Consider the following 17,455-nt stretch of genomic DNA (forward strand, 5'->3'; position numbering starts at 1 on the left):
TTACTGAACTGACGTGCCGTCAGGAACAGGCCTGCGCAGGAAAGGTGGTGGAGGTGATGTGTGGAACGGTGACAGACGCGCTCGGGGCGGGTCCAGGGCGGTATTCGGCCGAGGTCAGCCCGCCTGGGTCCGATGGCGGCGGGCCACCGCCCTGGCGATCTTCTCGGCGTCCAGGGCCATCTCCCGGAACATCCCGCTGATGGGGTTGCTGAACCCGGTGAAGTACAGGTCAGGGGCGTGCGCGGAGGTCCGGTCGCCGTGCGTGCGGGGCCGGCCGCGCCCGTCCAGTACGTCGAGCTCTCCGACCAGGCCCTCCAACGCCCGGCGGTAGCCGGTGGCCGCGATCACCGCGTCCGGGGTGATCCGCGAGCCGTCCGAGAGCACCACCCCGTCGCCGTCGAAGGAATCGACCGCGGCGACCGGTTCGACCCGCCCGGACCGGACGGCATCGATCAGGCCGACGTCCTGCACCGGTATCGCCCCTTGCCCGACCCTGCTGTACAGGCCGGTGGCGGGGCGCGGGAGCCCGTACGCCGACAGGTCCGGGACGGAGACCTTGGCGACGAGCGCGCCCAGCCGGTCCACGAGCCGCACGGGCAGCCGGCGTACCAGGATCCCGGTGCGCTGGGCCGGCCAGCCGGCGGTGGAGCGGCGCACGATGTGCGGAGCCGTGCGCACCGCGAGCCGGACCCGGGCGGCCCCGCCCTCGATCAGGTCGACGGCTATCTCGGCACCGGTGTTGCCGACGCCGACGACGAGCACGTCCCGCCCCCGGTAGGGCTCGGGATTGCGGTACCCGGAGGCGTGCAGCAGCGGATGGCCGTACGCGTCCCGGCCCGGCCAGTCGGGGAGCGCGGGGGTGTGGTTGAACCCGGTCGCCACGACCACCGCCCCGGCCGCCAGCACCCGGCCGCCGGTGGCGTGCAGGGTCCAGCCCGCCCCGTCGGCGGCGCGCTCGATCCGGGTCACCTCGACCCCGGTGACCAGCTCCAGCTCGTGGAACTCGGCGTACTTCTCCAGGTACCGCACGACGTCGTCGCGCGAGACCCACCGCCCGAACCGGCGCGGCATGGCCAGGCCCGGGAGGGCGGAGAGCCGGCGCGTGGTGTGCAGGTGGAGCCGGTCGTAGTGGCCCCGCCAGGAGGCTCCGACCGACTCGGCCTTCTCCACGACCACCGCGCGCACCCCGCGGGCGCGCAGCGCGGCGGCGACGGCGAGGCCGCCGGGCCCGGCGCCGATGACGTACACGGGGCGGGGTTGGGTGGTCATGTCGGGTGCTGCGGGGACTCCGGGCATGAGGTGTGAGCGTATCGCCACGCAGCGTTGATGGGTCTCGGACGAGGAGGGAATCGATTGCGGATCGATCACGGCCGGGGGGCCGGGCCCTTGCGGGAGGGGGCGGGATCCGCTGAACTGACGGCACGTCAGATACGGATCCCGGCGGAGACGCGGGTGGAGATGGGGCTGTTGTGGGCACGAACGGACATGCGGGTACGGGTGAGGGTACGAGGACGAGTACGGGCGCGGCGCGCTACGACCTGCCGGAGATCGACGACTTCACGCGCCCCTACTGGGACGCGGCGGCCGAGGGCCGGCTCCTGCTGCGCCGCTGCGGGGCCTGCGCGCGGGCACATCACTACCCGCGCGAGTTCTGCCCGTCCTGCTGGGCGGGGGAGGACCGGGTGACGTGGGAGGCGGCGAGCGGCCGCGCGACGCTCTACACCTGGTCGGTGATCCACCGCAACGACCTGCCCCCGTTCGGGACCCGCGTCCCGTACGTGGCGGCCGTCGTCGACCTCGCGGAGGGCCCGCGGATGATGACCGAGGTCGTCGGATGCCCGGAGGGGGACCTCCGGATCGGGATGGACCTGGAGGTCACCTTCCGCGAGGCGGCCGAGGGCGTGTGGGTGGCGGTCTTCAGGCCGTAGGGGATGCGGCAGGCGAGTGCGGGGTGCGGGGTGCGGGATGCGGTGTGCGGGAGGCGTCAAGGCGCCGCCGCGTACGCCTCACGGCCAGAGCAGCTCGCGGGTCCAGGCGGACGCCGGGGTACAGGTGTAGCGCAGGCGGGTGTGGCGGCGGGTGGCGTCGCCCTGGAAGAACTCCACCTCGGTGGCGTCGAGCACGTACCGGGTCCAGGTCGGCGCCGGCGCGTCCGGCTCGGCGCCGGCCCGCTCCCACGCCGCGGCCGAGGCCCGGGCCAGTTCCTCAGGGGACCCGAGGACCTCGCTCTGCCGGCCCGTGAGCGCCGCGGCGAGCGCACCCCGCGAACGGACCGCCAGGTCCGCCCGGCTCTCCTCGGGCCCGCACGCGGTGACCCGCCCGCGGATGCGGATCTGCCGGGCCACGGTCGGCCAGTAGAACCCGAGCGCCGCGTCGGGGTGCGCGGCCAGCTGCCTGCCCTTGGCGCTGGTGGAGTGCGAGGCGAAGTGCCAGCCCCGCGCGTCGGCGTCGTGCAGCATCAGCGTCCGCATGTCGGGCCGCCCCTGCCCGTCCACGGTGGCCAGACTCATGGTGTGCGGCTCGAGCTGCCCGGCCTCGGCGGCGTGCGTGAACCACTCGCGAAACAGCGCCAGCGGCTCGACCGGCGCGACGGCGGTGTCGAAGCCGGGGAGCTCGGCGTCCCATACGCGCAGCGAGTGCAGGGTGCGGTGAAAGTCGTCCATGGGCCCTATGGAACACCAGGGCGGGGTGGGCCGGGGGAGGGGCGGGAGCGGGCTTGGGCGGGGGCCCGACACGGAAATGCGAAGACTGTCGGGAAACCCCCAAAAGGACGCTGCACGGGGACCGATCTGACCCCCTAGCCGTACGCCCTTGCTGGACGGGAGGAGGCCTCGACAAAGAGCGGCCCCAACCTGCCCCGGACGGTGGCTGGATGATCCTGCCGGGGGGCAGGCGCGTCAGACCGTTACGCACTCCACTTGCTCAGCGTCCGCAGACTGCTCGTGGCCGGACATAAGCCGTCCACACCCCCTCAGCCCCGCCCCAGCACCACCGTCCCCGACGAGCAGAACCAGCCCCCCGTGCCCGAGGCGACCGCGAGGTCGGGGAGGTGGCCGTTGCGTTTGTGGACCTGGCCCGGGCCGGATTCGCCGCGGAGTTGGCGGACCGCCTCGACCAGGAGGAAGAGGCCGCGCATGCCCGGGTGGCAGGCCGAGAGGCCGCCGCCGTCGGTGTTGACCGGGAGTTCCCCGTCCCGCAGCAGGCGGCCCTTCTCCACGAAGGCCCCGCCCTCGCCCTTCGCGCAGAAGCCGAGGTCTTCCAGGGTGACCAGGGTCATGTACGTGAAGGCGTCGTAGATCTGCGCGAGGTCCACGTCCGCCGGGGTCACGCCCGCCCGTTCGAAGGCCAGGCGGCCCGAGACGGCGGCCGGGGACACCGTGAAGTCCTCCCACTCCGACATGGTGGTGTGGGAGACCGACGTGCCCGTGCCCAGGACCCAGACGGGCGCCTTCGCCGTGTCCGGTACGTAGTCCTCCGCGGCCAGCAGCACCGCGCAGCCGCCGTCCGAGCGGATGCAGCAGTGGAGCTTCGTGAACGGGTCCGCGATCATGTCGCCGGCCAGGACCTCGTCCACCGTGATCGGGTCGCGGAACATCGCGTCCGGGTTGGTGGCGGCGTTCGCCCGCGCCTGTACGGCCACCGAGGCGAGCTGCTCCAGGGTCGTCCCGTACTCGTGCATGTGGCGCCGCGCGGCCATCGCGTACTTGGACACCAGCGTGTGCCCGTACGGGACTTCGAACTGCAGCGGTCCCCGCGCGCCGAAGGACAGGTTCGAGGTGCGCCGGCGGGCCTTGATGTCCGCCCGGGCGGTGGATCCGTAGACCAGCAGGACGGCATTGGCGTGCCCGGCGGCGATGGCGTCCGCCGCGTGTGCGGCCATGACCTCCCAGGTGGCGCCGCCGACCGAGGTGGAGTCGACCCAGGTGGGACGCAGTCCGAGGTACTCGGCCACCTCGATCGGGGCGAGGATGCCGAGGCCGGCCGAGGCGAAGCCGTCGATGACCGAGCGGTCCAGGCCCGAGTCGGCCAGGGCGCGCCGGGCGGCCTGCGCGTGCAGGGCGTACGGGGTGGGGCCGTCCACCCGGCCGCAGTCCGACAGGGCGACGCCGACGACCGCGACCCTGCGGCGGCGGCGGCCGTCCGTGCCTGCGGCGGCGGTGGTGGAAGTGGCGGGAGTGGACCCGGAGAGGGGTCCGGGTGTGGGTCCAGGCATGACCCGACGGTACATCTGACGGCCTGTCAGTTTCTAGTCCGCCGGAGGCTCCCGGACTCGCCCTCCCCACCCTCTGTGCATCTGCCGTCGGCCGCCCTAACATGACGGCCCGTCAGATACGGGGAGGAGCCCGACGATGGACGCCGCCTTCACCGCGGAGCAGGACGAGATGCGCCGCACCCTGCGCGAGATCCTGGGCAAACGCTGCGGACCGGACGAGGTCAAAGCCGCCGTCCGCACCGCCGCCGGACACGACCGCGAGCTGTGGCAGCAGCTCGCGCAGCAGCTCGGCCTGCCGGGCATCGCCATCGCGGAGGAGTACGGAGGCGTCGGCTGCGCCCCCGCCGATCTGGTCCTGGCCTGCGAGGAGACCGGGCGCGCGCTGCTGCCCTCGCCCCTGCTGGCCACCGCCGCGCTCGGCGTGCCGCTGATCACCGCCCTCGGCACCGGGGACCAGCGCTCCGCCCTGCTCCCGGCCCTCGCGGCCGGCGGCCTCACGGCCGCCCTCGCCGTCCCGGGCCCGGCGCTGGCCACCGCCCTCGCGCTGACCGGCGACAACGTCCCCGGCGACTGGGCGGGCGGCGGCCGCGCCGGCGGCGTACAGGCCCGTACCGGGGAGGACGGCGGCTGGCGGCTGTACGGGGAGGCCGCCCAGGTGCTCGACGGGCACAGCGCCTCACTGCTCCTGGTCGCCGCGCACACGGGCGGCTTCGCGCGCAGCCGCACGCTGCTGTTCCTCGTACGGGAGGGCGCGCCCGGCCTCGTACGGTCACGGCAGGCGACCCTGGACGAGACCCGGCCGCAGGCCCGCGTGCAACTGCGCGACGTACCTGCGGAGTTGCTGGGCGGGGCGGAGGCCGACGTGCTCGGCGCCCTCGCCGCCACCGGGCGCACCGCCGCCGCCGTGCTCGCGGCCGAGGCGGTCGGCGCGGCCGGGCAGGCGCTGGCCCGCACCGTGGACTACGTCCGCCAGCGCGAGCAGTTCGGCCGGGCCATCGGCTCCTTCCAGGCGGTCAAGCACCGGCTCGCCGACCTGTACGTACAGGTGCAGGCGGCCCGCTCCGCGGCCTACTACGCCGCCTGGGACCCGCAACAGGGCGGCCTCGCCCTCGCCCAGGCGCTGGAGGCCCTGCGGACCACCGCCGGAGAGGCGATCCAATTGCACGGAGGCATCGGCTTCACCTGGGAGCACGACGCGCACCTCTACTTCAAGCGGGCGGCGGCCGACGAGCTGCTGTTCGGCCCCGTGCACCGGCTGCGGGCGCACGCGGCCCAGCGCGCCGGCCTCTTCACCCCTGCACCCCCCACATCCGATACATCCGAGAGGGTGGCCGTCTGATGGCTCCCGGCGTCAAGCTGATGCAGAAGGTCTCCTCGACCATGCTGTTCGCCAAGATCGCACCGCACTTCATCCCCGCCATGGACAAGGCGGTGCACAAGCTGACCCGCGGCAAGGTCATCCTCAGCGCCCAGATGCTCCCCGGCGTGATCCTCACCGCCAAGGGCGCCAAGACCGGCGAACCGCGCACCACCCCGCTCGCGTGCATGCCGGAGGAGGGCGGCGCGAGTTGGCTGCTGATCGGCTCCAACTTCGGCCGGCCCGGGCATCCGGCGTGGACCGGGAACCTGCTCAAGCACCCCGACGCGCAGGTCAGCTGGAAGGGGCAGGACATCGCGGTACGGGCCCGCCTGCTGACGGGCGAGGAGCGCGCGGCGGCGTGGCAGGCGGTGTTGAAGTTCTGGCCGCCGTACGCGACGTACCAGGCGCGCATCGAGCGCGAGATCCGGCTGTTCCGCCTGGAGCGGCGCTGATCGCGGCGGAACATCGGCAGGAACCGTGAGGAGCGGGCGGCGGCGGACCCCGGCAGGGGCGGACCCCCGGCAAGGGCGGACCCCCGGCAGGTGGGGGCCGCCGCTACTTCGTAGGCTTCTTGCCCGTGATGCCGAGGTGGACGAGCAGCGCCAGGTTCGGCTTGAGCTCGGCCTGCTTGACGCCCCAGGTCTGGAAGCCCTTCTGGTGCGAGGCGACCGCGGCCAGCATCGCGACCAGCGAACCGGCCATCGCCGCCGGACTGAGGTCCTTGTCGACCTTGCCCTTGGCCTGGAGTTCCTTCATCGACTCCGTGAGGGAGTTGGTGACGGAGTTCAGGATCTTCATGCGGATCTTGTAGAAGCGCTTGTCGCCCTCGGCCGCGCCGAGGTCGACGACCCGCAGGATCGCGTCGTTGCGCCGCCAGAAGTCCAGGAATCCCTCGACGAGTTCCTCCGCAGCCGCCCAGCCGGCTTTGCCGACCCAGGAACGGCCCTCCACGAGCGACGTCAACTGCGCGCCCTCGTTGGCCATTTCCTCGGCGATCTCCAGGACGGCGCCTTCGACGTCCGGGAAGTACTGGTAGAAGGTCGCGGGCGAGGTTCCGGCCTTGCGGGCGACGTCGATCACCTTGACGTCGCGGTACGGCGAGGAGCTGAGCATCTCGCTGAGGCAGTCGAGCAACTTCTGCCGCGTCGCCTGACCGCGCCGGCCGGCAACGCGGCCGTCGACGGTGCGTACTTGTCCTGTCATGCAGTCAGCTTACCGAGGGGTGATCGGGGCGCGATTCGGCCGCCTGCAAATGGGGTCACGGGGCGCCTGGCCTGGGCTTGGAGCGCTCACGTAGCGTCGGGTGGATCCGTTTCGGCCGTGTGGGCGCCCTGGGCGCGCCGCCCCCTTGCGGGCGGTATCCCCCGAATAGTCTTATCAACAGGCTGTGGACAAGTTTTCGGTCGGATCATGGCTGGGGGAGGATGGCGGGAGGGGGCACACCCCCGCACAACGGAAGGAAACGGGCTCATGGCCGCATTCGCGGAAGGCGCACCCTGCTGGGTGGATGCCTCGCTTCCCGACGTCGAGGCGGGCAAGCGCTTCTACGGTGAGCTCTTCGGGTGGACTTTCGCCGACAGCGCCGGACCCGAGTACGGCCACTACACCCAGGCCTACAGCCGCGGCCGCAACGTCGCCGCGCTCGCCCCCAAGCCCGACGGCCGGATGCCCACCGTATGGGGGATTTACCTCTACACCTCCGACGCCTACGCCTGCGCCCAGCGCATCCGCGCCGCCGGCGGGCAGATGGTGATGGACCCGATGCCCGTGGGCCCGTACGGGGCGGCCGCGATGGCCGCCGACCCCGGCGGAGCCGTCTTCGGGCTGTGGCAGCCCGGCACCCACCACGGCTTCGACGCCCAGCGGGAGCCGTACACCTACTGCTGGACCGAGGTCTACACGCGGGCCCGCGACGCGGTGGACGTGTTCTACGCCAAGGTCTTCGGCTACGTCCCGCAGGACCAGGACGATGCCGGCGTCGAGTACCGCATCTGGTCCCCGCCGGGAAGCGCGCCCGGACCGGGGAGCGCCGTCATGGGCCGCAGCCTGATCACCGACGCCTTCCCCGACATCATGCCCGCGCACTTCCTGGCGTACTTCGCCGTACCGGACTGCGACCAGTCCGTGGCGATGGTCCAGCGGCTCGGCGGGCGGGTCACCGCCGATCCCTTCGACACCCCCCACGGGCGGATCGCGGTCGTCGCGGACAATCAGGGGGCGGTCTTCGGACTCCTGTCGGAGCCGCGTACGAAGCCGCAGGCGTAGCCGGGTCCGCGATCGGGCCGGTGACCGGGCCGGTGATCGGGGCCGTACTCGGGCCCGGTTCCGGGCCCAGTCGGGGCCGTACGGGGCGCGGGCCTGACAGAATCGGGTTGCACGACCCCGGGCGGGGCCCGGAGTGTGACGCTGCACCGGCCGACCGCCGTGTGCCGCCGTGTGCCTGTCGGCGCGAGCGCTGGTGGGGTGCATGTTGAAGGAGCGGACCCGGCGAGGGCCCGTACGGGGAGGTGTGGAGGCGAGTGGTGGAGCAGCTGACGCAGCACGACCCGAGACGGATCGGCCCCTTCGAGGTGCTGGGACGGCTCGGCGCCGGCGGCATGGGGCTGGTCTATCTCGCACGGTCGGCGTCCGGACGCCGAGTCGCGATCAAGACGGTGCGCACCGAGCTCGCCGAGGACCAGCTGTTCCGCGTGCGCTTCACCCGCGAGGTGGAGGCGGCGCGCGCCGTGTCCGGCTTCTACACCGCGGCCGTCGTCGACGCCGACCCGCGCGCCGCCGTGCCGTGGCTGGCGACCGCGTACGTGCCGGCGCCCTCCCTGGAGGAGATCGTCAACGAGTGCGGGCCCATGCCCGCCCAGGCCGTGCGGTGGCTCGCCGCGGGCATCGCCGAGGCGCTGCAGTCCATCCACGGGGCGGGCCTGGTCCACCGCGACCTGAAGCCGTCCAACGTGCTCGTCGTCGAGGACGGCCCGCGCGTGATCGACTTCGGCATCGCGAGCGGGGTCTCCAATACCCGTCTGACCATGACGAACGTCGCCGTCGGCACGCCCGCGTACATGTCGCCCGAGCAGGCGAAGGACTCCCGCAGCGTCAAGGGCGCCAGCGACGTCTTCTCGCTCGGCTCCACGCTGGTCTTCGCCGCGACCGGGCATCCGCCGTACCACGGGGCGAACCCGGTGGAGACGGTGTTCATGCTGCTGCGCGAGGGGCCCAACCTGGAGGGCCTCCCAAACGAGCTGCGGCCGCTGATCGACTCCTGCATGCAGATGGACGCCACCCAGCGCCCGACCCCCGCCGACCTGCAGGCGCAGCTCGCCCCGCACCTGTTCGACGGCGGCGACGACAGCGGCACCGCCTCGGCGTGGCTGCCCGCGCGGGCCGTCGCGATGATCGAGACCCGGCGGGCGGGGCAGCGCACCCCGGCCGCGCCGGTCCCGGTGCCGGCCCCCGGGCCGCTGTCCGGGCCCGCCTCGGGTCCCGCCACGCACCGTCGGCAGCGCGGCGGCGCCGACCCGTGGCTCGACCCGCGCACCGGCCAGGCCGTTCCGCAGCGCCCCGAGCGGCCGCCGCTGACGCCCGCGCCGTCGGGCGATCCCGTACGGCTGGGCGGCTCCCCGGTGCCGATCGGGCCCGGGCCGCGCGCGAGTGCCTCGGCGCCCGCCGCGCACGCGGCGGCCGCGGATTCTGCGACCGGCTGGGTACGCCCGCCGGGCGGGTCCTCGGCGGCGATGGCGGCCCCCTCGGCGGTGGCGTCCGCGGTGGCGTCGTCGGTGGCGGCGATCCCGAACCCCGGGCCGGCGCCGGACAGCGGGCGCTGGCGCCCGTGGCGCTTCCGGATGTCCAACGAGGTCTGGGGCACCCCCACGGTCGCGGGAGACATGCTCTACGTCACCTCCTTCGAGGTGCACGCCCTGGACGTGGCGAGCGGCCGGCGCCAGTTCAAGACCCGTGACGTCGCCTGGTCCATGGCCGTCGCGGACGGCCGGATCCACGCCTCCGACGGGCCCTCCCTCTACGCGCTCGACGCCACCGACGGCTCGGAGCGGTGGCGGCTGTCCACCGACGCCTGGGTGTACGCCCTGCGCGCCGACCGGGGCACCGTCGTCACGGCCACGCGCGGGGGCGGCGTACAGGGCTGGGAGGCTTCGAACGGCCAGAAGCTGTGGGAGCTGACCGGCGCGCAGACGGACTTCGAGAGCGCCGAGGGCGCCCCCGTCCTGGCGGACGGCACCGTGTACGTGTGGCAGGACGCGCGACTGCGCGCCCTGGACGCCCGCAGCGGCCGCGAGTCCTGGTCGTACCCCGTCGGCGACGCGGCCTCCTGCGGCAACGTCCCCGTACGGGTCACCCCGGCCCCGGACGGCAACGTCTACGTCGCGGCCGGGACCCGCGTCCTGTCCGTGGACCGGGCCTCGGGCCGGGTCCGCTGGCACTTCGAGGCCCCGGCCGTGTTCCTGGCGGCGCCGGCCTTCGCCCCGGGCGCGGCGGTCACGGGCGGCGGGGTCTACCTCGCGGACCACCTCGGCACCGTCTACGCCCTGGACGCGGCCACCGGCAAGGACCGCTGGCGCATCACGACCGAGCCGCGCCCGTCCGCGGACCCGGTGCTGGTCGCGAACGGCAGCGTCCACCTGGGCGCGGGCAGCGCCCTGTACACGCTCGACGCGGTCACGGGCACCCCGAAGTGGCGCTTCGCCGCGGGCGGGGAGATCACCGGCCCGCCGGCGGTCGCGGACGGCCGCGTCCACTTCGGTTCGGCCGACCACTGCCTGTACACCCTGGACGCGGCGGGCGGCCAGCTCCGCTGGAAGCTGGCCACGGGCGGCGAGATCACCGGCGCCCCGGTGGCCGAGGCGGGCGTGGTCTATGCCTGCAGCAAGGACCGCTGCGTCTACGCCCTGGACGCCGCGAAGGGCACGGGCACCCGCACGTCAGCGCCTTCCTGATGTCGGCGGGTGTCGGTTTCGCATTGCGGCACGACAGCGACTCGCTGACGTTGTCCGCCGCAGGGAGCGCGGTGTGGGGGTCCATCTGGGTGCGCATCGGGGGCGTCGAATTCCCCGAGGCCCGATGGAACGACATGCCTGTGGCGCTGGCCTGCGAGTTCCTCCGGGCGGCCGACCTGGTCAGGGATGCGCGGTTCGCGGGCACCCGCGTTCATTTCTTCGATGGACCGTTTTGGGTGGACCTGGAGGCGGCCGACGCGCGGAGCGTCGCCGTCCGGCCGAGGGGCTGCTCCACATCGGGCGGCGGAACGGTCCGTCGCGACGAGCTCTGCGGGAGCATCGCGTCATCCGCCCGCGAGATCCTGGCTGCCTGTCTAGAACGCGGTTGGGACGAGCTCCCGGACGTCCGGCGCCTACAGTGCCAAACAACCGCCTGGCGGGACGTATGAGCGGCGCGCGCCGGGGCCGTGGCGCCGGGGTCAGCGCTCCTCGGCGAAGAGCTCCTCGGCCCGGGACACGGTGAAGGCGAGGTCGATCCACCGCCCGAGGGTGTCGAGGTCGCCGCAGGCGATGACGCACTCCCGGAACTCGGGGAGGACGGGGATCCCGCGGTTGTCGAGAACGCGCAGGACGAGCTGCGCGCGCTCCTCGGCCTTGCCTTCGGTCCTGCCCTCGTTCCTGCCCTTGGCTTCGCCTTCCAGGTACGTCTCCTCGATGAGCGTGCCACGGCCGGGGAAGGAAGTACGCGGCATCAGGTGCCTCCAGATGTCTCTCGCCAGGCTGTTGCCCAGGCCGATTTCCACGTCCAGCTGGCCGCCTTGTCCGGGTCGCGGCGGCCCTGCGCCTCGATCGCCAGCAAGAATCCGTCGCCGTCGCCGTCGCCGTCGCCGTCGCCGTCGCGCGCCGTGATCCGCAGAACGCTGTCCACGCGCCGCTCCAGGGGGCGGATCTCCGTGACGTCGGCGGTCAGCACCTCGACGGCGGGGTTTACCGGCAGCGGCACGCCCAGGATCCGGAAGACCGGCGCGAGGAGCTCCGGGCGGTCCTGGAAGATCCGATGGGAGGCCTCGTGATGCGAAGTGACCATGTCCCGGATCCAAGCCGGTCGTGGCATGCGTCATAGGCATATGCGAGGCGGCTCACCCGATTGAGCTATCGGCGGGGTTCGGCGCCTCGCCGGGGGCCCTCCGGGTCGCGTGCCGCACCGGGAGTGACAGGATGGGTCCCATGAGCAACGTCTACTTCGACATCAACATCAACGGCGAGGCCGCCGGCCGCATCGAGTTCAAGCTCTTCGACGACGTCGTCCCGAAGACCGCCCAGAACTTCCGTGAGCTCGCCACCGGCGTGCACGGCTTCGGCTACGCGGGCTCGCCGTTCCACCGCGTCATCCCGCAGTTCATGCTGCAGGGTGGCGACTTCACCAACCAGAACGGCACCGGCGGCAAGAGCATCTACGGCGAGAAGTTCGCCGACGAGAACTTCCAGCTGAAGCACGACCGCCCGTTCCTGCTGTCGATGGCGAACGCCGGCCGCAACACCAACGGCTCGCAGTTCTTCATCACCACCGTCGCCACCCCGTGGCTGGACGGCAAGCACGTCGTCTTCGGCGAGGTCGTCTCGGGTTCGGACCTGGTCACCAAGATCGAGGGCCTGGGCTCCCAGTCCGGCACCACCCGCGCCAAGATCGAGATCGCGTCCTCGGGCGTCGTCGAGGCCTGATCCCCACCTCCAGCCCCGGCCGGCCGGCCCCGCCCCCACCAGGGGGCCGGGGCCGCCGCCATGTCCGGGGGCCCCGGCGGCGGAGAAGAAGGTCCTGGACGCGGTGGTCGCGTCCGTGACGGCCGTCGTACCAGGCACGGAAGGGGCTCCAGACGGCGGCCGTCGCTCCGATGAGACCCATCAGCGAACCGAGTGCGTTGCGGATCATGCCCGGCCCTCCGGGGCAGGGGGTCTCGATCCCGACGCTACGCCCGGGCCCCTGCCGCCGCACGCCGGAGGGGCAGCGCAGGGCCTTCACCTTCTCCTTTGCCTTCTCCATCGCCGCCCGCTCCGCCGTCGGAGACGGCTGATAGCGTGACCCGCCGTTGCCCAGGGGGAGGGATTCGGCCATGGCGGCTGCACGGCGGATCAGATTCACGGCGGTACTCGTGGGCGTGGTGCTCGCGCTGACGGGTTTCTCGTCGCACGGCGGGAGCAGCGGAAAGAGCAAGGGCAAGAGCAGCAGCGGCGGTGGCGGCTGCTCCAGCTCCAAGAGCAGACGCACCACCCACACGAACACCACTACCACCGGCGGGAGCAGCGGCACCAAGTCCAAGGAGCCCGCCCGCGCCACGGTCGTCACCTGCGCCGGCCCGGGCAGGCCGCAGGCCGTCATCCAGGTGACCTCGCTCGTGGACACCGAGCGCACCGTCGACGTACCGCTGAACTTCGCGGGCGCGAGCGGCGCCAGCCTCGACAGCACCTCGGTCCGGGTCACCCTCAAGGGCCGCGAGGCCAAGACGGTCACCGTCCCGATGGCGCACGGGGACAAGGCCGCCGAGATCCAGCGCTGCGAGATGGGCCGCATCAGCTGACGGCGCGGACCACGCGGCCGGCGCGCCCCGCCGCGCGCACGCCCCTCACCGCACCCGCGGCTCCACGGCAGCCTCCCGCCGGCCCGCGAACAGCTCCGCCTGCCGCTGCGCCGGCAGGTTCCCCAGCGCGATCAGCGCCGGCGCCTGCGTCAGCGCCTGCTGGAGCGCGGCCTGCTTGGCCGACCACAGCGCCCGTACGGTCCCCTGCACGGCCTCCGTCGGGAAACCGGCCAGGGTCCGCGCCGCCCGCAGGGCCGCGGGGAGCAGTTCCTCGGGCGCGGCCAGCTCCGAGACCAGGCCGATCTCGTACGCCCGCTGCGCGGAGAGCCGTTCCGCCGTGCCCATCAGGGACATCCGGGCGGCCTCGCCGAAGGGCATCCGCTGCGCCATGTAGACGGCCTCGTACGCGCTGACCATGCCGTACGTCGTGTGCGGGTCGAAGTACGTCGCGGACGAGGAGGAGACGATGAACTCCGACTCGCCCAGCAGGTAGAAGGCCCCGCCGCACGCCATGCCGTTGACCGCGGCGATCACCGGCTTCCACAGGTCGCACGCCTTCGGGCCGATGGCGATCAGCGGGTCGTCCGCCGAGTACGGGGAGGCCGGCTGCGGTACGTCCGCGCCGCGGTCGATGCCCGTACAGAAGGCGGCGGTCCCGGCGCCCGTGAGCACCACCGCCCGTACGTCCTCCTCGTGGCGCAGCTCCCGCCACACCTCGCCCAGTGCGGCCGCCGTCGCCAGGTCGATCGCGTTGTGCCTGCGCTCCCGGTCCAGGGTGACGACCGCGACCCCGGTCGCCTTGTCCCGCTCCACCCGCAGCGTCACGACTTCTCCGGAATCCAGCGCGGCACGGCCATCCCGCCCGTCTCGGTGAAGACCACCTGGACCCGCGCGCCGATGCGCAGCCGGGCCGGGTCCATCGAGTCGAGCGGGGCGTCCGCCGAGGTGACGAGGTTGCCGGCGAGGCGGATGTGCGGGGCGTCGGCGAGCTCGACGAGGACGACGTTGTACGGGGCCTGCGCGGCGTACGCGGGCAGCAGCGGCGGGTGCGGCCGGACGTAGGACCAGATGCGGCCGCGGCCGCTCATCGGGCGCCACTCGGAGTCGAAGGACTGGCAGTGCGGGCAGCAGGGGCGCGGCGGGAAGCGGAGTCTGCCGCAGGCGGAGCAGGCCTGGACGCGCAGTTCGCCCCGGGCAGCGTACTCCCAGAAGGGGGCGCCGTCCTCGTCGGGGACGGGCAGCAGCAGTCCCTCGGCGCCGACAGTGGCAGTGGCAGTGGCAGTGGCAGCGGCTGTGGCAGCGGCGTCGGCGGTATCAGCCGTCGCAGCGGTGTCGGCGGTGTCGGCGGTGTCAGCGGTCATCTTCGGCTCCTCAGGCTCGCAGCAGGATCGCGGACGTCGGGACACCCTCGCCCGCCGTCACCAGGCAGGTCGCGGCGTCCGGCACCTGGGCGGTGGAGATGCCGCGCAGCTGCTTGACGCCCTCGTTGATCAGGTTGAAGCCGTGCACGTAGGCCTCGCTGAGCCCGCCGCCGCCCGTGTTGATGGGCAGCCGGCCTCCGATCTCCAGGGCCCCGCCCTCGGTGAAGGCGGCGCCCTCGCCGCGCCCGCAGAAGCCGTAGCCCTCCAGGGAAAGCGGGATCAGCGGGGTGAAGGCGTCGTAGATCTGGGCCACGTCCACGTCCTGCGGTCCGAAGTCGGCCTGTTTCCAGAGGTGTCGGGCGGCGGTCCAGGCGGGGCCCGACAGCGGGTCGTCGTTCCAGTAGTTGACCATGCCGTGGTGCTGGGCGGGCAGGCCCTGGGCGACGGAGTGGACGTAGACGGGCTTCTGCCGGCAGTCGCGGGCCCGCTCGGCGCTCACGATCACGCAGGCGAGCGCGCCGTCCGTCTCCAGACAGTTGTCGAACAGGCAGAGGGGGTCGCTGATCATGCGGGAGGTCATGTACATCTCGCGGGTCAGCGGGCGGTCGTACATCATCGCGGCCGGGTTCTCGTTGGCCCGGTTGCGGCAGGCCATCGCGACGTTGAAGAGGTGGTCGCGGGTGGCTCCGTACTCGTGCATGTAGCGGCGGGCCAGCATGCCGATCTCGTCCGCGGGCCGCAGCAGTCCGAAGGGTCGGGTCCACTGGCCGGGGGTGGGGAGCTGGACGGCGGTGTTCTTCCACGGGCGCGGGCCGGAGCCGCGCTTGCGCGAGCGCCAGGCGACGCCGACGGTGGCCTGGCCGGTGGCGACGGCGGCCGCGAGGTGGCCGACGGTCGCGCAGGAACCGCCGCCGCCGTAGCCGATCTTGGAGAAGAAGGTGACGTCGCCGGCGCCGATGGCCTTGGCGACCTCGACCTCGTCGGTCTCCTCCATCGTGTAGGAGGAGAAGGCGTCGACCTCCGACGGCGCTATGCCGGCGTCGGCGAGCGCCGCCAGAATGGCCCGGCAGGCCAATTCCTTCTCGGACTGCGGCAGTTGTTTGGCAAAGGCGGTCTGCCCGATGCCGACTATCGCCGTAGCGTCCTTGAGCGTTGCCGCCATCGCCACCTCCGGGGGGTGCACCAGTACTGACAGCCGCGAAGGCTACAGCTAATCTGACGGATAGTCAGCTACCGGTGTCGCAGGGAGCGGGGAGGGGCGAACGATGGACGAGGGCAAGGGCAAGGGCAAGGGCAAGGGCGAGGGCGAGGGCAAGGGCGAGGGCAAGGGCGAGGGTGAGGGCAAGCGCGGGGGCGGGCGCGAGGGCGAAAGCAGCCGCGAGGACGAGCGCGAGGACGTACGGGGCGATCTGCGCTGGGGCAGCATCGCCACACTGCTGCGCGCGGCCGCCGAGCAGTACGCCGACCACGAAGCCGTCGTGGACGGACGCGTCCGCATCAGCTACGCGCAGCTCGGCGAGCGCGTCGGCCGCGCCGCGGCCGCCTGCATCGCCGCCGGGGTCGAGCCGGGCGACCGGGTCGCCGTCTGGGCGCCCAATACCCTGGAGTGGATCGTCTCCGCGCTCGGAGCGGTCTCGGCGGGCGCCGTACTCGTCCCCCTCAACACGCGTTTCAAGGGCGCCGAAGCCGCATACGTCCTCCAGCGCAGCCGCGCCAAGCTGCTGTTCATCACCGGCACCTTCCTCGGCACCTCCTACGTCGCCTCCCTGCGCCGCGCCGCGGCCGACGGCCACGGCTCCGGCCCGCTGCCCGGCCTGGAGTACCTGGAGCAGGTCGTCGTCCTCGCCGAGGACGCCCCCGAGTCCTTCCGCACCTGGAAGGACTTCCTGGCCGGCGGTGACACCGTCACGCCCGAGGCGGTCCGCCAGCGCGCCGAGGCGATACGCCCCGAGGCCCCCTCCGACATCATCTTCACCTCCGGCACCACCGGCAGCCCCAAGGGCGCCGTCATCACCCACGCCCAGTCCCTGCGCTGCTACGACGTGTGGAGCGAGCTCGCCGGACTGCGCGAGGGCGACCGCTACCTGATCGTGAACCCCTTCTTCCACACCTTCGGCTACAAGGCCGGGATCATCGCCTGCCTGATGCGCGGCGCCACGATGATCCCCCAGCCCGTCTTCAACGTCGACACCGTCCTCGCCAACATCGCCGCCGAACGGATCTCCGTACTCCCCGGGCCGCCCACCCTCCACCAGTCCCTGCTCGACCACCCCCAGCGCGACCACCACGACCTCACCGCCCTGCGCCTGGTCGTCACCGGAGCGGCCGTGGTCCCGCTGCGGCTCGTCGAGCGGCTCCGCGGCGAACTGCGCATCGCCACCGTCCTGACCGCCTACGGGCTCTCCGAGGCCGGCGGCATCGTCACCATGTGCCGCCGCGGCGACCCGGCGGAGACCATCGCCTCCACCTCGGGGCGGCCCATCCCCGGCACCGAGGTACGGATCGCGGGCCCCGGCGGGGCCGCCCTGCCCGCCGGGGAAGCCGGCGAGGTGTGGGTGCGCGGCCACAACGTCATGCGGGGCTACTTCGAGGACCCGGCCGAGACCGCCCGGGCCATCACCGAGGAAGGCTGGCTGCGCACCGGCGACGTCGGCGTCCTCGACGCCGCGGGGAACCTGCGCATCACCGACCGGATCAAGGACATGTTCATCGTCGGGGGCTTCAACGCCTACCCCGCCGAGATCGAGCAACTCCTCGGCCTGCACCCGGACGTCGCCGATGTCGCCGTCGTCGGCGTCCCCGACCCGCGCCTCGGCGAGGTCGGCAAGGCCTACGCGGTACGGCGCCCCGGCTCGCTGCTCACCGCCGACGACCTCATCGCGTGGTCGCGGCGGGAGATGGCCAACTACAAGGTGCCGCGCGAGGTGGAGTTCGTCGCCGAACTGCCGCGCAACGCCGGCGGCAAGGTCCTCAAACGCGAACTGCGTTCCCGCTAGCGG

Annotated in this window: 17 protein-coding genes; 8 read left to right on the forward strand and 9 right to left on the reverse strand. The window is 73.0% G+C overall.

Features of this window, described 5'->3' with window-relative positions; all coding sequences use genetic code 11:
* Positions 1-114: 114 nt before the first annotated feature.
* Positions 115-1,296: a flavin-containing monooxygenase gene (locus ACFWB8_RS13250; RefSeq protein ID WP_385225353.1), complete on the reverse strand. Its 1,182-nt coding sequence runs from the start codon at positions 1,294-1,296 to the stop codon at positions 115-117.
* A gap of 173 nt (positions 1,297-1,469) precedes the next feature.
* On the opposite strand from ACFWB8_RS13250, the gene ACFWB8_RS13255 reads away from it, so the two are divergent.
* Entirely contained in the window at positions 1,470-1,928 is a 459-nt protein-coding gene (locus ACFWB8_RS13255; protein ID WP_385225355.1) for a Zn-ribbon domain-containing OB-fold protein, read from the forward strand.
* Between the two features lie 78 nt (positions 1,929-2,006).
* Here ACFWB8_RS13255 and ACFWB8_RS13260 read toward each other — a convergent pair whose 3' ends face one another.
* Together ACFWB8_RS13260 and ACFWB8_RS13265 are read right to left on the reverse strand one after the other, a co-directional pair.
* Entirely contained in the window at positions 2,007-2,663 is a 657-nt protein-coding gene (locus ACFWB8_RS13260; RefSeq protein ID WP_385225357.1) for a pyridoxal 5'-phosphate synthase, read from the reverse strand.
* Between the two features lie 308 nt (positions 2,664-2,971).
* Positions 2,972-4,213, reverse strand: a complete 1,242-nt coding sequence (locus tag ACFWB8_RS13265; RefSeq protein WP_385225359.1) for an acetyl-CoA acetyltransferase — start codon at positions 4,211-4,213, stop codon at positions 2,972-2,974.
* A 136-nt stretch (positions 4,214-4,349) separates the two neighbouring features.
* Here ACFWB8_RS13265 and ACFWB8_RS13270 point away from each other — a divergent pair, with 136 nt between their 5' ends.
* Positions 4,350-5,552: an acyl-CoA dehydrogenase family protein gene (locus ACFWB8_RS13270; protein ID WP_385225361.1), complete on the forward strand. Its 1,203-nt coding sequence runs from the start codon at positions 4,350-4,352 to the stop codon at positions 5,550-5,552.
* Positions 5,552-6,025: a nitroreductase family deazaflavin-dependent oxidoreductase gene (locus ACFWB8_RS13275; RefSeq protein ID WP_385225363.1), complete on the forward strand. Its 474-nt coding sequence runs from the start codon at positions 5,552-5,554 to the stop codon at positions 6,023-6,025. The genes ACFWB8_RS13270 and ACFWB8_RS13275 overlap by 1 nt, the downstream gene beginning before the upstream one ends.
* Before the next feature lie 103 nt (positions 6,026-6,128).
* Here ACFWB8_RS13275 and ACFWB8_RS13280 read toward each other — a convergent pair whose 3' ends face one another.
* A complete protein-coding gene (locus ACFWB8_RS13280; protein ID WP_385225365.1) occupies positions 6,129-6,776 on the reverse strand; it encodes a TetR family transcriptional regulator in 648 nt (215 codons plus the stop codon).
* A 267-nt stretch (positions 6,777-7,043) separates the two neighbouring features.
* Here ACFWB8_RS13280 and ACFWB8_RS13285 point away from each other — a divergent pair, with 267 nt between their 5' ends.
* Together ACFWB8_RS13285 and ACFWB8_RS13290 are read left to right on the forward strand one after the other, a co-directional pair.
* The gene (locus ACFWB8_RS13285; protein WP_385225367.1) at positions 7,044-7,838 is read left to right on the forward strand and encodes a VOC family protein; all 795 of its coding nucleotides are present in this window, start codon (positions 7,044-7,046) and stop codon (positions 7,836-7,838) included.
* 254 nt (positions 7,839-8,092) lie between these two features.
* Entirely contained in the window at positions 8,093-10,519 is a 2,427-nt protein-coding gene (locus ACFWB8_RS13290; protein WP_385225369.1) for a PQQ-binding-like beta-propeller repeat protein, read from the forward strand.
* 479 nt (positions 10,520-10,998) lie between these two features.
* Here the strand turns inward: ACFWB8_RS13290 and ACFWB8_RS13295 are convergent, their stop codons facing one another.
* Positions 10,999-11,271 (reverse strand): hypothetical protein, encoded by a 273-nt coding sequence (locus ACFWB8_RS13295; RefSeq protein WP_385225371.1) that lies wholly within the window; start codon positions 11,269-11,271, stop codon positions 10,999-11,001.
* Positions 11,271-11,606: a hypothetical protein gene (locus ACFWB8_RS13300; RefSeq protein ID WP_385225373.1), complete on the reverse strand. Its 336-nt coding sequence runs from the start codon at positions 11,604-11,606 to the stop codon at positions 11,271-11,273. The genes ACFWB8_RS13295 and ACFWB8_RS13300 overlap by 1 nt, the downstream gene beginning before the upstream one ends.
* Positions 11,607-11,746: 140 nt before the next feature.
* Between ACFWB8_RS13300 and ACFWB8_RS13305 the strand changes: the two genes are divergently transcribed.
* Together ACFWB8_RS13305 and ACFWB8_RS13310 are read left to right on the forward strand one after the other, a co-directional pair.
* Entirely contained in the window at positions 11,747-12,241 is a 495-nt protein-coding gene (locus ACFWB8_RS13305; protein WP_385225375.1) for a peptidylprolyl isomerase, read from the forward strand.
* 389 nt (positions 12,242-12,630) lie between these two features.
* Positions 12,631-13,095, forward strand: a complete 465-nt coding sequence (locus ACFWB8_RS13310; RefSeq protein WP_385225377.1) for a hypothetical protein — start codon at positions 12,631-12,633, stop codon at positions 13,093-13,095.
* 45 nt (positions 13,096-13,140) lie between these two features.
* Here ACFWB8_RS13310 and ACFWB8_RS13315 read toward each other — a convergent pair whose 3' ends face one another.
* The 3 genes from ACFWB8_RS13315 to ACFWB8_RS13325 all read right to left on the reverse strand — a co-directional run bounded on the left by ACFWB8_RS13315 (position 13,141) and on the right by ACFWB8_RS13325 (position 15,618).
* Positions 13,141-13,920, reverse strand: coding sequence for an enoyl-CoA hydratase/isomerase family protein (locus ACFWB8_RS13315; RefSeq protein WP_385225379.1), 780 nt, complete (start codon positions 13,918-13,920; stop codon positions 13,141-13,143).
* Positions 13,917-14,342 (reverse strand): Zn-ribbon domain-containing OB-fold protein, encoded by a 426-nt coding sequence (locus ACFWB8_RS13320; RefSeq protein ID WP_385225458.1) that lies wholly within the window; start codon positions 14,340-14,342, stop codon positions 13,917-13,919. Before ACFWB8_RS13320 ends, ACFWB8_RS13315 begins: the two co-directional genes overlap by 4 nt.
* A 124-nt stretch (positions 14,343-14,466) precedes the next feature.
* Positions 14,467-15,618 carry a lipid-transfer protein gene (locus tag ACFWB8_RS13325; protein ID WP_385225381.1) on the reverse strand — a complete coding sequence of 384 codons (1,152 nt, stop codon included), beginning with the start codon at positions 15,616-15,618 and terminating at the stop codon, positions 14,467-14,469.
* Between the two features lie 103 nt (positions 15,619-15,721).
* Between ACFWB8_RS13325 and ACFWB8_RS13330 the strand changes: the two genes are divergently transcribed.
* Positions 15,722-17,452, forward strand: coding sequence for a FadD3 family acyl-CoA ligase (locus tag ACFWB8_RS13330; protein ID WP_385225383.1), 1,731 nt, complete (start codon positions 15,722-15,724; stop codon positions 17,450-17,452).
* Positions 17,453-17,455 lie beyond the last annotated feature (3 nt).

Origin of the sequence: Streptomyces sp. NPDC060031 (assembly GCF_042736805.1) — a bacterium.
GTDB lineage: Bacteria > Actinomycetota > Actinomycetes > Streptomycetales > Streptomycetaceae > Streptomyces.

Excerpts from the sequence above, each read along its gene's own strand:
- ACFWB8_RS13250 (WP_385225353.1), bottom strand. The coding sequence starts at position 1,296 with ATGCCCGGAGTCCCCGCAGCACCCGACATGACCACCCAACCCCGCCCC.
- ACFWB8_RS13260 (WP_385225357.1), bottom strand. The coding sequence starts at position 2,663 with ATGGACGACTTTCACCGCACCCTGCACTCGCTGCGCGTATGGGACGCC.
- ACFWB8_RS13265 (WP_385225359.1), bottom strand. The coding sequence starts at position 4,213 with ATGCCTGGACCCACACCCGGACCCCTCTCCGGGTCCACTCCCGCCACT.
- ACFWB8_RS13270 (WP_385225361.1), top strand. The coding sequence starts at position 4,350 with ATGGACGCCGCCTTCACCGCGGAGCAGGACGAGATGCGCCGCACCCTG.
- ACFWB8_RS13275 (WP_385225363.1), top strand. The coding sequence starts at position 5,552 with ATGGCTCCCGGCGTCAAGCTGATGCAGAAGGTCTCCTCGACCATGCTG.
- ACFWB8_RS13280 (WP_385225365.1), bottom strand. The coding sequence starts at position 6,776 with ATGACAGGACAAGTACGCACCGTCGACGGCCGCGTTGCCGGCCGGCGC.
- ACFWB8_RS13285 (WP_385225367.1), top strand. The coding sequence starts at position 7,044 with ATGGCCGCATTCGCGGAAGGCGCACCCTGCTGGGTGGATGCCTCGCTT.
- ACFWB8_RS13295 (WP_385225371.1), bottom strand. The coding sequence starts at position 11,271 with ATGCCGCGTACTTCCTTCCCCGGCCGTGGCACGCTCATCGAGGAGACG.
- ACFWB8_RS13300 (WP_385225373.1), bottom strand. The coding sequence starts at position 11,606 with ATGGTCACTTCGCATCACGAGGCCTCCCATCGGATCTTCCAGGACCGC.
- ACFWB8_RS13305 (WP_385225375.1), top strand. The coding sequence starts at position 11,747 with ATGAGCAACGTCTACTTCGACATCAACATCAACGGCGAGGCCGCCGGC.
- ACFWB8_RS13310 (WP_385225377.1), top strand. The coding sequence starts at position 12,631 with ATGGCGGCTGCACGGCGGATCAGATTCACGGCGGTACTCGTGGGCGTG.
- ACFWB8_RS13325 (WP_385225381.1), bottom strand. The coding sequence starts at position 15,618 with ATGGCGGCAACGCTCAAGGACGCTACGGCGATAGTCGGCATCGGGCAG.
- ACFWB8_RS13330 (WP_385225383.1), top strand. The coding sequence starts at position 15,722 with ATGGACGAGGGCAAGGGCAAGGGCAAGGGCAAGGGCGAGGGCGAGGGC.